Origin of the sequence: Streptomyces graminilatus (assembly GCF_001418565.1) — a bacterium.
Taxonomy (GTDB): domain Bacteria; phylum Actinomycetota; class Actinomycetes; order Streptomycetales; family Streptomycetaceae; genus Streptomyces; species Streptomyces graminilatus.
The window spans coordinates 19,772-32,481 of the sequence record NZ_LIQQ01000011.1; the positions used below are offsets into that span (position 1 = coordinate 19,772).

The 12,710-nt window shown below is 67.6% G+C and carries 10 protein-coding genes and 2 pseudogenes; 8 read left to right on the forward strand and 4 right to left on the reverse strand.

Annotation, left to right across the window (positions count from 1 at the left end; translation table 11 throughout):
• Positions 1–119 precede the first annotated feature (119 nt).
• From AOK08_RS01130 to AOK08_RS01145, 4 genes and pseudogenes are all read left to right on the forward strand, one after another.
• Positions 120–666: pseudogene (locus AOK08_RS01130) on the forward strand (AAA family ATPase).
• A 42-nt stretch (positions 667–708) separates the two neighbouring features.
• Complete coding sequence (locus tag AOK08_RS01135) at positions 709–1,692, forward strand: phosphotransferase family protein (protein ID WP_063793976.1); 984 nt, start codon at positions 709–711, stop codon at positions 1,690–1,692.
• Between the two features lie 144 nt (positions 1,693–1,836).
• On the forward strand, positions 1,837–3,564 hold the full coding sequence (gene argS / locus AOK08_RS01140; RefSeq protein WP_055522698.1) for an arginine--tRNA ligase: 1,728 nt from the start codon (positions 1,837–1,839) through the stop codon (positions 3,562–3,564).
• A 71-nt stretch (positions 3,565–3,635) separates the two neighbouring features.
• Positions 3,636–4,151, forward strand: a complete 516-nt coding sequence (locus AOK08_RS01145) for a GNAT family N-acetyltransferase (RefSeq protein ID WP_055522700.1) — start codon at positions 3,636–3,638, stop codon at positions 4,149–4,151.
• 71 nt (positions 4,152–4,222) lie between these two features.
• Here AOK08_RS01145 and AOK08_RS01150 read toward each other — a convergent pair whose 3' ends face one another.
• Together AOK08_RS01150 and AOK08_RS42545 are read right to left on the reverse strand one after the other, a co-directional pair.
• Positions 4,223–5,077 carry a GNAT family N-acetyltransferase gene (locus AOK08_RS01150; RefSeq protein WP_055522702.1) on the reverse strand — a complete coding sequence of 285 codons (855 nt, stop codon included), beginning with the start codon at positions 5,075–5,077 and terminating at the stop codon, positions 4,223–4,225.
• A gap of 103 nt (positions 5,078–5,180) precedes the next feature.
• Positions 5,181–5,309: a hypothetical protein gene (locus tag AOK08_RS42545; RefSeq protein WP_422125714.1), complete on the reverse strand. Its 129-nt coding sequence runs from the start codon at positions 5,307–5,309 to the stop codon at positions 5,181–5,183.
• Positions 5,310–5,455: 146 nt separating this feature from the next.
• Here AOK08_RS42545 and AOK08_RS01155 point away from each other — a divergent pair, with 146 nt between their 5' ends.
• Together AOK08_RS01155 and AOK08_RS01160 are read left to right on the forward strand one after the other, a co-directional pair.
• A complete protein-coding gene (locus tag AOK08_RS01155; protein ID WP_055522704.1) occupies positions 5,456–5,965 on the forward strand; it encodes a GNAT family N-acetyltransferase in 510 nt (169 codons plus the stop codon).
• A gap of 232 nt (positions 5,966–6,197) precedes the next feature.
• Positions 6,198–6,755 carry a histidine phosphatase family protein gene (locus tag AOK08_RS01160; RefSeq protein WP_055522706.1) on the forward strand — a complete coding sequence of 186 codons (558 nt, stop codon included), beginning with the start codon at positions 6,198–6,200 and terminating at the stop codon, positions 6,753–6,755.
• A gap of 106 nt (positions 6,756–6,861) precedes the next feature.
• On the opposite strand, the pseudogene AOK08_RS42550 reads toward AOK08_RS01160, so the two are convergent.
• Positions 6,862–7,220: pseudogene (locus AOK08_RS42550) on the reverse strand (transposase); the annotation flags it as partial.
• Positions 7,221–7,489: 269 nt separating this feature from the next.
• Between AOK08_RS42550 and AOK08_RS01165 the strand changes: the two are divergent.
• Complete coding sequence (locus AOK08_RS01165) at positions 7,490–8,677, forward strand: hypothetical protein (RefSeq protein WP_055522708.1); 1,188 nt, start codon at positions 7,490–7,492, stop codon at positions 8,675–8,677.
• 431 nt (positions 8,678–9,108) lie between these two features.
• Here the strand turns inward: AOK08_RS01165 and AOK08_RS01170 are convergent, their stop codons facing one another.
• Positions 9,109–9,501 carry a hypothetical protein gene (locus AOK08_RS01170; RefSeq protein WP_157876513.1) on the reverse strand — a complete coding sequence of 131 codons (393 nt, stop codon included), beginning with the start codon at positions 9,499–9,501 and terminating at the stop codon, positions 9,109–9,111.
• A 1,721-nt stretch (positions 9,502–11,222) separates the two neighbouring features.
• Here AOK08_RS01170 and murC point away from each other — a divergent pair.
• Positions 11,223–12,554: a UDP-N-acetylmuramate--L-alanine ligase gene (gene murC / locus AOK08_RS01180; protein WP_063793977.1), complete on the forward strand. Its 1,332-nt coding sequence runs from the start codon at positions 11,223–11,225 to the stop codon at positions 12,552–12,554.
• Positions 12,555–12,710 lie beyond the last annotated feature (156 nt).

The following is a 12,710-nucleotide window of genomic DNA, read 5'->3' on the forward strand; positions in this document are numbered from 1 at the left end:
ACACCTCGGCGAATCTCATCGGCCGGCACGCAGCGGGTGGCTTCAGCAAGGTCCGAGGCGAGGCGCCCTTGCGGCGGAATGCCATCCTTCTGCAGGCCGGGCGCTGGCAGGCTGCCTCCATGAAGCAAGGTGAGGTGCTGCTGATCGGTGGGCGCGCTGGCGTCGGCAAGTCGACGGTGGGGTGGGAGGTTTCCGCGCAGCTGTGTGCCGCGGAGGTCGCCCATGTAGTCGTAGAGGGAGATTTTCTGGGGCAGGTGCACCCAGCACCAAAGGGTGATCCGCGCCGCTCGAAGATCGTCGAGCGAAACCTCGCCGCCGTGTGGGGGAACTACGCCGAACTCGGCTACCGCCGGCTGATCTACACGAACACCGTCAGCGTGCTATCCGAGGCCGTCCGCATGTTCGAGCGCGTGATGGGGGGCGGATGTGCGGCTCGTGCGGGTCCTGCTCACCGCCTCTGACGCCACGGCCAGCGAACGGTTGGCGGGCCGGGAGCTTGGCTCGGAGCTGGAGAAGGAGCTTGAGCGCAGCGCCTATAAAGCGCGCCTCCTGGACAAGCGCGCGCCCGCGGACACCATGCGGATCGTGACCGACGGCCGATCGGTCCTAGAGATCGCACGCGAGGTGGTGGCCGCCACTGGGTGGACCGGCCCGGGCCCGTGCTAGAAATCCGTCGCACAGAGGGAAGGATTCCCCCACTCTTGCAGAATGCCGAACATCGTCACCCCGCGCCTGCAGTACAACTCCACAGCGGTACGCCCGCGCTGGGGCGACCTTCCACAGGGCATTCGCCAGCTGATCTCACGCCACCTGGGCGGTGCAGTGGACGCGGAGCCAAGTGCAGGAAGCGGCTTCACCAGTGGCTTCGCCGCGGTAGCCCACGGGATCAGCGGCACACAGTTCATCAAGGCGGTCAATGGCGCGGAGAACACCGTGATCGCCAACTGCTACCGGCGGGAGGCATTGATCAACCGGGCGCTCCCCGCGGAGGTCCCGGCACCCCGCTTGCAGTGGATCGAGGAGCAGGATGACTGGGTTGTCCTCGGCTTCGACGCCGTCGACGGTGGCCGCATGCCCGCCGAACCCTGGCAGCCCAACGAGCTGGACGCCACCCTGAACGCCTACGCCACGGCGGCCGAGGCGCTCGCCGCGCCCTCTGTGCAACTGCTGGAACTCGGTCTCAAGCCGGTCGACGCCGAGGGTGACTTCACCGATTGGCGTGACCTCCAAGCCGGCAGGACCAGACCGGAGCTCCTGCCGGCATGGGTGCCGCTCCGGCTCACGCCGCAGCTGGCCGAGCTGGAGAGCCAATGGCGGAAGGCCACAGCGGGCACCGCCGTCTTGCATCACGACCTGCGCCAGGACAACGTGCTCATCGACACCAGCGACGCCGCGTGGATCTGCGACTGGAACTGGCCGTGCCTCGGTGCCAGTTGGTTCGACCTGGTCCTCCTCTTGGCCACCGCATTCGCCGACGGCCACGACGCCACCACCCTGTTCGCGGCACATCCCACCGCCCATGGAGTCGCCGACGAACAGCTCGACGCTGCCCTCGCCGCGCTCTCTGGCTTCTTCCTGGTCTCCGGGGCAAAGCCCCCGGCGGACTGGTCACCGCACATTCGCCAGCATCAGACATGGTGTGGCGAAGTCACTCTGCGATGGCTGGCTGACCGGCGTAGCTGGACGTTCTGACTCGGCGCGGGAGGCGAGTGACGCGGATGGCCAGCGCAGGGTCCGGAATGTCGGACCGCGGTTGCCGCCCATCTGCTGCCGGACAGACCAGTGCGGCGCTGAATTCGTTGGACGCTCCATTCTCGGCGCCGATAGGTTTCCTGAATGGCGAATCTGGAAGAGTTGCTGAGCCAGAGGTTGGTCCCTGCGTTTGAATCGGTGGCGGGCAGGCCCGTCGACCCTGTCGTCCGACGATCTCAGCACGCGCACTTCCAGTCCGACGCCGCCCTCGCGCTGGCGCGGGGGACGGGCGGCAACCCGCGCGACTTCGCCAGCCGCGTCGTAGAGGCCGCGCAGCTCGATGACCTCTGCTCGGCAGTGGAGATCTCCGGCCCTGGCTTCATCAATCTGACGATCTCGGACGAGGTCCTTGGAAGGCTCCTCGCCGATATGGCCGGCGATGAGCGCCTCGCGGTCCCGCAGGCCAAGGACCTGGAAACGATCACCGTCGACTACTCCGCGCCGAACGCGGCCAAGGAAATGCACGTCGGGCACCTCCGGTCGACGATCATCGGCGACGTTGCGGTACGCCTGCTGGAGTGGCAAGGCCACACCGTCATCAGGCAGAACCACATCGGCGAATGGGGTACGCCCTTCGGCATGCTCGTCGAGCATCTCCTCGACATCGGCGAGTCCGAGGCAGCCCACGAACTGTCCGTCGGCGACCTCAACGGCTTCTACCAAGCAGCTCGCCGCAAGTTCGATGCCGACGAGAGGTTCAAGGACCGTGCCCGCAAACGGGTCGTCCTGCTCCAGAGCGGCGACGAAACCACCCTGCACCTGTGGCAGACCCTGGTCGACGAGTCAAAGAAGTACTTCATGACCGTCTACGGGCTGCTGAACGTGCGGCTCACCGAGCAGGACTTCTTCGGCGAGAGCTACTACAACAACCAGCTCCAGTCGGTCCTCGACGAGCTCGGCGAACTCGGCCTGCTCAGCGAGAGCGTAGGCGCCCAGTGCGTCTTCCCTGATGGCTACACGAACCGCGCAGGCGACCCCCTGCCGATCATCGTCCGTAAGGGCGATGGCGGGTTCGGCTACGGCGCCACCGATCTGGCCACCATCCGCCACCGCCTGCAGAACCTGCACGCCACCCGGCTGCTGTACGTTGTTGGCCTGCCTCAGAGCCAACACCTGGACATGGTGTACGACGTGGCCCGGGACGCCAACTGGCTCAATCCGCCCGCCCGCGCCGAGCACGTCGGCCACGGATCCATCCTCGGAGACGACGGCAAGATGCTGCGCACCCGTGCCGGTGCCTCCGTAAAACTGGTCGACCTCCTGGACGAAGCAGTGACGAGGGCCGCCGCCGTCATTACTGAGAAGAACCCGCAGCTCGACGAGGCAACCCGCGCCGCCGTGGCCAGGTCCGTCGGAATCGGCGCGGTCAAGTACGCAGACCTTTCGACGGACCGCCTCAAGGACTACGTCTTCGACTACGACCGCATGCTGTCGTTCGACGGCAACACCGCGCCCTACGTGCAGTACGCACGAGCACGGATCTGCTCCATCTTCCGCCGCGCCGGCGTCAAGCAGCCGCTGCGGGACGCCGGCACACCGGCCATCACCGAGCCCGGCGAGCGCGCGCTCGCCCTCGAACTCATGGCGTTCGGCAACCTTCTCGCCGAGATCACCGAGACGCTGGAGTTCCACAAACTCGCCAACTACCTCTACCGCCTGGCCAGCAACTTCACCAACTTCTACGAGAAGTGCCCCGTGCTTCGTGCTGAAGACCCCGCCAAGCAGACCCGACTGGTTCTGTGCGACCTCACCGCGCGCACCCTCGAACTGGGACTTGGCCTACTCGGTATCGAGTCACCCGATCAGATGTGATCCCCGGAACCCTTGTTCCCCTCATCCGATCTTTCCCACTCTTCGTCGGCCCCAAAGAGAAGCGGAGGCCCATGACTCACCTGATCGAACCTCCCCACACAGCCGACGCCTCAGCCATCGGCCAGATCCAACTGGAGGCTTGGCTCCAGACGTACCCCAACAAACAGGCGGAGATCGACGAGACGTGGATCAGGGACCACCGTGGCTCCGCGGCCACCGCTGAGGGGATTGCCCAGTGGAGAGAGTTCATTGAGGAAACGAAGCGGCAGCCAGACAGACTCTTCTGCCGTGTCGTTCACACCAAAGCAGGGATCGTCGGGTTCATGTGCGGACGCAGGGACGAGGTGGTCACCCTCGGACCCATGTACCTGCTGAACGAAGCCCAAGGCCACGGCACCGGAAGCCGGCTGATGCGCGAGTTCCTTGCGTGGGCAGGCGACACACCGATGCACCTGTGGGTGACGGCCTACAACGAGCGGGCCATCCGCTTCTACGAACGCTATGGCTTCAAGCCCACGGGTGAGCAAGAGCTCTGGAAAGGCAAGCTGCCGAACATCCGCATGGCCCGCAACACCACCTGCCCGTAAACCTATTGTCGCCGGAGCATGCTGCTGCGCCCCAGCGATGCGCGACGGCAGCCTGGGACGCAGCGCGGGCATTAGAAGTCGTACACCGCGAAGTCCGTCACCGGGCCGTAGCCGATCCGCTGGTACAGACCGTTGCTGGTGGGGTTGGCCAGGTCCGCGAACAGCAGCACCTCCGCCGCGCCCGCCGCCAGTGCTGCCCGGCTGACCTCGACCGCCGCGGCGCCCGCGTAACCGCGGCCGCGCAGGTGGGCCGGGGTGTAGACGGGGGCCACCCTGATCTGGCCGGCGACCATCGGGGTCACACCCGCCATGGAGACGGGGGCACCGTCCGGGGTCTCCCAGAACGTGACGCGTCCGTGGGCGATGCGCGTGTCGGCCCAGGAGCCGGCGTCCGCGGAGGCAGTTCCTCCGATGTCCGCGACGAACTCTCCGTACCAACACATGAGTTGCTCGCGGTCCTGCTCGCCCGCGACCCTGCCCCGGCCCTCCGGACGCGGCTCCGGAGGGGTCAGCGTGCCGAGGCGGTACAGCCGCTGCTGCTCGTGGAGCGTCGGCGTCGCCCCGGTGTGCCGCTGCCAAGCCTCGGCGAAAGCGGCGGCGGTGTCGTGGTCTGCACTGACGCCAGGGAGGGTGCGGCCAAGGCTGGCCAGATGGACGGCGAGGGCGTCGGCCTCCTCTGGAGTGAGAGGGGTGAGATTCAGGCGGCGGGGCGGGGTGCGGAAGTAGGTCGCGCGGACCTCGCCCGCCCTCTCCAGGACGCCGAAGGCGGGGGCTTCGGCGCCGTATGCGTGCGCTCCGCGCGTACGCAGCGCCTCGGTCACCGTCAGGGGGATGGTGTGCAGGGCGGGGCGCGAGTGCAGGAAGTCTCCTGCGCGGGCTAGGAAGCTGTCGACGTCATCGGTGAGGTGCCAGTCGTCCAGGCGCATGCCTCATGATCCCGCGCGTTCACGGACTGCGCCCGTGGTTTTCCGACGGGGGGAGGCGACGGAGCGCGGTCAGGGCGCCGCCTCCCCCCAGTGACCCCGCCGCCTACTCCGGCTCCGGGTCCGTCGCCAGGCGGCCGTGCAGGTGTATGTCCCGGACCGCGTCGTGCCGGCCCGGTTCGAACATCGCGCCCCGCAGGGTCCCCTCGTACCAGAAGGGCAGGGGCGAGGACACCGTGGCGCTTGGACGCAGTTGCGTCGGCAGGTCAGGGTGCTGTTTGGCCGGTGCAGTCCAAGGAGCCACCGTCTGCGCTGATGACGTGGTCCCTCGAACGTGAACTGGATGGCGAACGCGCTCCTCCATGCCGCAAGATTCGCTCTATGCGGATCGCTGAGTGTCAGGAACACGAGGTTGCACTGCTCGATCGGTACATTCCGTCTCCGGGCGTAATATCATCCCACGCTCGTCGACATGCCAGACAGAAAGCCGGAGCGAGTACGTTTCTCGTTGCCTGGCGCGATGGACAGCCAGTCGGAAGCTGCGAGGTGAGGTGGGACGGGTGTGCTGCTCCCGAAGTCCAGGAAGCTCACGAGGACTGCCCGGAGGTCAACGGTCTGGGAGTGTGGCCGGAGTCCTTCCGCTCCCAAGGGATCGGAACAGCCCTGATCCTCGCGGCTGAGGAACTAGTGCGGAAGCGCGGTGGTGAGCGCATTGGGCTGGGAGTGGACGAGAACAACCCTCGGGCGGCGGCTCTCTACTCCCGACTGGGCTACGACCCTGTTGTCCCATACCTCGACCGCTGGTCCTACCAGGACGTCGAAGGCGTGACGCATGAGGTTGCCGATGCCTGCACGTTCATGATCAAGAAGTTCCAACCCGACAGCTCCTGAGCGGCAACGCCGTCTCACCGGGGAGTCACCGGTAGCGAGTGAGGGCGCATGCGATGCCGTTGAAGGCTCATCCGAGAGCGCCGAATTCCACGGTGTTGGACGCCTGGCGGGACGCAGGTCGAGTGACAGGTCGGCCGCTAAAGCAAGGTCAACGGCACCGCGGGTTCCCCACTGGTGCAGGCACATCGGTAAATCATTGGCGGCGTACACAACAACGGCTCATGCTGCGTCTGTGACAACCTTCTACCTGGTTCAGCATGCCGAGAAGCAGCGGCGACTCGGCGATCCCGGCTTGACTAGACTCGGGCAAGAACAGGCCGCTACGACCGCGCAGTGGCTGGCCCGCGTCAGGTTGAGCGCGGTGTATAGCAGTCCGTTGCGTCGAGCCCTTCAGACGGCACAGTTCATCGCGTCAGCGAGCGGGATACAAGCGCAGAGGGATGACCGCCTCCGGGAGCGGATGAACTGGGCGGATGGTCTGTCCATCGAGGAGTTCATGGCTGACTGGGCTGCATCGGTCCAGGACCGGGACTTCGTGCCGCGGAACGGAGAGTCCTCACGACAGACCGGTGAGCGGGTCCGTGCGTGCCTGGAGGACCTGTCCGCGATACCGGGTGCTGTCGCTGTGGTCACGCACGGTGGCGCCACAGTGGACTTGCTTCGCACACTGGTCGGCGATGGCGCGGTGACGGACAGTCTGCTGAACGAAGGTGTCCCCTCTTGCGCGATCACCACGTTGGACGGCATGAGCGTCCTCGATATCGCTTCCCTGACACACCTGACGTACTGAGAGGGTGTTTAGCGTGGGCGGGTTGCCCTTTACCTCCCAATAGGTTCCTCGCCAGGTTGGTGTGGTCTCGTCCGTTATGCGCTTGGCGAGGTTGTCGATCGACGCGGCTCACGGGCACGTTGGTGGAGGTCTTCACGCTCTCGGTGTCGATGACGGAGGCCGTGGGTTCGGGCTTGCGTCCTTGTTTCACGCGGGCCAGTTCGGTCAGGTCGTAGTTGAGCTGGGCGAAGATTCCCTCGTCGTGCCAGGCAGCGTATGCCGTGGTTCGGGAAGTCGTGCGGGAGGTACTTCCAGGGGATTCCGGTGCGGTTCACGTAGAGAATCGCGTTGAACACGTCGCGGAGGTCGACTTTGGCTGGTGGGCCTGCGGTCGAGCCCGGCTTTCCGCCACGCCGTCAACGTCGGCTCGATCAAGGCCCATCGGGCGTCGGACAGGTCGCTGGGGTACGGCTTCCGCTGGCTCACGCCGTAGCGTTTGCACGGGAGGGGCGGAAGGTGCCGTTCCGCTGATCATCGGGAGATTCTGCTATCAGCGCCGGTCCGGTCTCGCCGCAGGTCGCACTCGGTTTCGTTGCTGCTGCGTGCAGGAAGGTCGCCCTTCCCGGACAGCGTCGAACCCGGCACTGACACCAAGGCCCGGGTTCCGCACCCGAGCGGCCGCCCGATTGTCAGTGACGACTGCGACGATGCCGCCACGGGCACAGCCAGAGGACGGAAGAAGAGGGGCGGCACTGGTGGGGAAAGCAGAACGACGTCGAAGGGGCGGTCAGCCGGGTCAACGGAGCCGACGCCGGATCTCCCTGACCTTCTGTGATGTCGACTACGAGCGCGGGTCCCGGGCACACGGACGCGGCGTCGCCGCCGCCCCGCCGGAGGGCTGGCTCATCGGCCGAGCCGGCCTGATCCACGCCGACTTCGACGGCGAACGCTTACGGATCACCGGCGACGAGCTCATCACAGGCACGCACCCCGCAAGCGCCCTGGTCAACGCGCTACACGGCAAGCAGCTGATCGTGGGCCAGGGCATTCTCACCGCCGACCTGCGGGCCGCCGTCATGGTCACCTCGATCCCCAGCCAGGTCCTGAACCGCACGATCGACACGCTCGCCTTCGCCCACCGCATCCGCGGCGGCCCATTCCCCACCGGCTGCAACCTCGATGACCTCGTCAAGGAGAACCTGGGTGAGATGCGGCGCAAGCTCCGCTACCCCACCTCCGCCCCCGGACTGCGGCCCGGCGGCACCAGCGGAATGTCGCCCGACCGGCACGACGCAGACCCGCGCGAGGACGCCGCGCTGGTCGCCCGGACATGGGAGGCGATGGTCACCACCCGCACCCTCGCCTGGGGAGCCGGGAAGCCGTTCTGGACTCACCACGACGGCGACACCCGCCCCGGCACCGCCGCCGGCTCCGCAGACCTCGCCGCCGAGCACATCGCCGAACTCACCGGAAAACAGCCTCAGGCCGAAGCAGCCGAATGGGCCGCCCGCATCCGGGAGGAGGGCCGCATCATGCGCCCCACCACCCCGAGCATCAACGGCCTGCTGCTGGCCAACCTAGCCGCCGCCTACATCCCCGTCCCCGAGCCCGTCCGAATCATCGCCGACACACTCCAGGCCGCAGGCGAGATCCCCTCCGACCGAGTCCTACAGGCCGAGGACCTCTACATGGCCTGCCAATACCTCGGCACTCAGCAGAACATCGACGTCCGCCACCGCAGCGCGACCGGCAAGAAGCTCACGAAGCCCCTGCGCGAGCCCGTCGCCTGGGCTCTCTGGCAGCTCACCCACCCGGAATGGGCGGCTACCCAACGCCACTGGCGCAAAGAAGCACGGACCACCGCCACAGGCCACATCCGGCTCCAGGAACTGAAGAGGGAACGAGAACACATCCGTGGGCGCCTCGCCGCTCTCGTCGGCTGAGCAACCGTGGTCGAGACGCTGAGGGCCGTGGGCTCCTTAGAAGTGAGGCCAGGTGACCCGGGGCAGTACCGGGAGCCTGGCCTCGCGCACTGTTCGTTGACCTCTGCCGTCTCAGCGGGGAGCTCACCCGCGACCTCGACTCGACCACCGCCACGCTCGACCTGCTAGGCGCCGACGCGGTCGTGAGGGTCCTGCCCCAGGCCAACACCCCGGCCGACAGCAGCGTACAAGCGGTCAAGGCCGCCGGCATGAACGTCGTGGACGTTCGTTGTTTCCGTACGTAACCCAGCCGAGCCTCACAGAATCGCCCACCTTGTGCCGGGAGGCGCAAGCATCGATGGTTGGCAAGGGGACGAAGATCACCGGTGCGGCACGCGCCCAACGCGACTGCCGCCGCGGTGATGCCGCCGGCGTCGGCTGTTGACAGGCTGTCAGGCGCGAGGCGGAAGCGCTGCGTCCAGCAGGGTGCGCTGGTGTTCCCCGCCCAGGATGTAGGAAGCTCCCAGGCCCTTCACCGCAAGCGGCGCCAGCGTGGTTGCCGCGATGGCCTCACGCAGATCCTGCATCTGGTCGCGCAGCGGCTTGGGAACAAGGTCGTCGCGGAGGTCGGCATCTGCGGCGTTCAAGCCGATCCGGAGCGCTGTTGGGAGGGAGAAGACTTCCTGCGCCATGAGGTCGCGCAGGTGTCGTGAAGACTGGGGCTCGCCCTCGACATACGGGCGCATCCGCGCTGCCAGGTGGGTGAGCCGGCCCAGGAACCACTCCTGAAGATCGCGATCAGCGCGAGGCAACGGCACTCGAGGAGGGTGCTGGGCGGCGGGCATGCCCGGATTCTAGCGACTGGCACGTGCGTTGACGGTGCGTCGCGCCCCGGGATTACCTGGTCCAGCTACAGGGACGTTGACATCGGCGCCGCAGTGCGACGTCCTTGCCGCCCAGCAGCAACCGTTGGGCACCGCGGCATGTCGGCGTATTCCACCCCGGTCGTCTGCCCAGGCGCCCCCGCGGAGTCGGCGGGCAGAAACTTAGCCAGGCACACCCCACACAGCACGGGACCTTGCTCGTAGAAGTGCGGGGTGACCTGCTGGCGGCGGGGCGGAGTGCACCCGCAGATGATCAGGAAGCGGGCGCCGTTTCGATCGCTGCGCGGCGCCGCCGCCCTCTGGACGGTGGCTTTGAGTTGGACAGCGCCCGCGGCGTCGAGGACGGCGATCACCTCGGTCCACGTAGCCGCCTCAGCATCGGACAGAGGGCAGTGACCTGTGCCGACGCGACGAGAGCCCCGGGTGGGTGGAGTCAGTCCGACCTCGTGGGCAAGGGGGCCATAGTGCTTGTTGTGCCATCGCTGATCCCCGCCGCTGATGTCGGTAATCCCGCGTGCGAGGGCCAAGCCGTGTGCGGCATGATGCAGCAGCCCCTCCAGCATCGGGCGGCCGCCGTACCCGAGCGTGCCGGAGGTAACTTGGAGTTCCATGGTGAGGGTGCCCTCACGATAGAAGCTGCGACCGGTGCGCAGCGCGGAGCAAGCAGTGGGGTCCTGCGCACCCAGCGGTGGAGGGGTGGTGACGGAGACGTCGGGGACCTCCGCGAAGCGACGTCGGATCTCCTTCCACACGGACTCCACAGTGCTGATGAGCAACGTGCCGTGTACGAGAGGAGCGCTCGCCCGTCGCTGCGGCTCCGATTCCGGGCCGGCAGTAGGGCGGGTTTCACTAAAGAGCGTGGGGTGGTTCACGAAGTGGTGCCTTCAGGTTGGACGGGTACAGGGCAGCCGGACACGGCCGACGAGGTCCTCGGATGCTGGTCGGCCTGTGAATGAAGTACTGCTCGCGGTCGGCATCACCGTGCACTGAATGACGACGCCGTTGGCATCGAGGTACACGCGCTCGCTCTCGGTGCAGAACCGGCCGGTGGCGATGCCGAAGTCCCCGGCTTCATGAGCTGAGCACTGACCTCCCGGACGCAGGCGCTCACACCCAACCGCAGGGCGCCGGACAGTACGTCGAGCGGGGTGGACGGCTGGCCAGCCTGGTCATTCACCCTGGAGACGAGGGACGCGGTCACGGAGTTGATCGTGCCACTGAACGAGCCGGGACTTCCGGAGAAACGGCGGACTCGGCGCGGCGTCTCCGTGGCGAAGTCGGCCTGCCCCGGGCAGACTAGCGGCTAAGATCCACCGCTCGTCCCTCCCTGCGGCCCCGCCCCCGAAGACGGCTGGCTCACCGCGGACCTCATAGGACATTAACTCCGGGCCCTCCACGTCCAGCTGACACCCAGCCAGAGTCGCGTGGTGAGCCGGCCATCCGCCTGTACACCGTGGCGGAGACCGGCCAGGATGAGATCCACTCGATCCGACATCGGCTCCAGCCGCCTCCGCCTTCCTGACACAGGCGGCAGCCGTGCCACGGTCTGGCGCCCGGAGTACTCCGGGTTCGGCCGCGCGTCGACCAATACAAGCGGAGTGCGCGAACTAGGGCCGGATCCGACGGGGTTGGAGCGCGGCGATGGTCCGGTCGCAAGGGCGCGCGTCGATAGAATCCCGGCCATGTCAGATGCCCTCAAGCCCTTCGCTGATCGTCGTCTTCACTTCGTCGGGATCGGGGGCTGTGGCATGTCCGGCCTGGCCCTGGTGGCCCGGGAACTGGGAGCTCAGGTCAGCGGCAGCGATGCCAAGAACACGATCTACACGCAGTCCCTGGAGCGGAACGGCGTCACCGGCGTTGTCATCGGCCACAGCGCGGAGAGCGTTCCGGATGCTCCGGCGGAAGTCGTGTTCTCCAGCGCGGTCAAGCCCGAGAACATCGAGCGCGTGGAGGCCGCACGCAAGGGCCTGGGTGAGCTGCACCGGTCCGGGCTGCTGACGCAGATCACCCGCCTGCACGAGACGGTCGCGGTGGGCGGCGCGCACGGCAAGTCGTCGACCGCCGCGCTGCTGGCACATGTGTTGTCCTGGTGCGGCAAGGACCCGAGCTACGTCGTCGGGGCGCTGCTGCGCCCGCCGGGTGTCCACGCGGCCGCCGGGGCCGGCGGCACGCTGGTCATCGAGGCGGACGAGTCCGACAAGAGCCTGCTCTCGTACCACGTGCACACGGCCGTGGTTACTAATGCCGACCTCGACCATGTCGGCGACGGCGGCGGCTACCGCGACATCGCCGATGTGGCGACGGTGCTGGGCGAGTTCGCGGCGAAGGCCCAAGTGGCGGTCGTATCTGCGCAGGCCGCAGAACATCTGCGCCCACATGTTCCGGGCATGACGGTGGTGGATCCCGAGCTCATCGACGGCGAGCCGATGCGGTTCCGCCTGGACGGCGAGGTGTACGAGGTCAACCAGCCGGGCGTGCACCAGATGCACAACGCCGCCCTGGTCGTGCACGTCGCCCGCACCCGCGGCTGCTCGGCGGCGGACACCCGCACCGCGCTGCTGTCGTTCCCGGGCCTGGCCCGCCGGTTCGAGCTGCGCGGCAAGACCGCTTCGGGGGCGCGAGTGTACGACGACTACGCACACCACCCGGTCGAGGTGGCCGCCGCCCTGGCCGCAGCCCGCCAGGTCGCCGGCGGCGGGCGGGTCCTTGCCGTGTTCCAGCCACACCTGTTCAGCCGCACCCAGCAGTTCCAGGCCGAATTCCTCGACGCCCTGGCCGCGGCAGACCAGGCCTGGGTGGAGCCGGTGTATCCGGCCCGGGAGGACCCCGCCCAGTGGACTCACGTCGCCGAGTCCCTGGCGGCTGACGCTGACGCGCGCCGGCCCGTCCTGGCGATGTCGCCGGGACGTGAGGAACTCGCGGAGCAGCTCAGGCACAAGGCCGGGGACGGTGACGTCGTGATGCTGATCGGCGCTGGTGACGTCAACACGCTCGCCGAGGCACTGGTCAGCTGACCGCGCTCCCGGGCGTCGACACCCACCCGCCTTCGGGCACGCGGAGGAATCCGCCGGGCACGGAGGCGGGGCAGGTCTCCTCTGCCGACCGGAGCCACGGGCGGAAAGCGTCAGGCTCAGGAACGCGTCCCAGCTCTCTGGTTCCGCCACGCGCTC

Bases quoted from the DNA above. Each gene is read 5' to 3' on its own strand.
- argS (WP_055522698.1), top strand. From the start codon at position 1,837: ATGGCGAATCTGGAAGAGTTGCTGAGCCAGAGGTTGGTCCCTGCGTTT.
- AOK08_RS01155 (WP_055522704.1), top strand. From the start codon at position 5,456: ATGCGGATCGCTGAGTGTCAGGAACACGAGGTTGCACTGCTCGATCGG.
- AOK08_RS01145 (WP_055522700.1), top strand. From the start codon at position 3,636: ATGACTCACCTGATCGAACCTCCCCACACAGCCGACGCCTCAGCCATC.
- murC (WP_063793977.1), top strand. From the start codon at position 11,223: ATGTCAGATGCCCTCAAGCCCTTCGCTGATCGTCGTCTTCACTTCGTC.
- AOK08_RS01135 (WP_063793976.1), top strand. From the start codon at position 709: ATGCCGAACATCGTCACCCCGCGCCTGCAGTACAACTCCACAGCGGTA.
- AOK08_RS01150 (WP_055522702.1), bottom strand. From the start codon at position 5,077: ATGCGCCTGGACGACTGGCACCTCACCGATGACGTCGACAGCTTCCTA.
- AOK08_RS01170 (WP_157876513.1), bottom strand. From the start codon at position 9,501: ATGCCCGCCGCCCAGCACCCTCCTCGAGTGCCGTTGCCTCGCGCTGAT.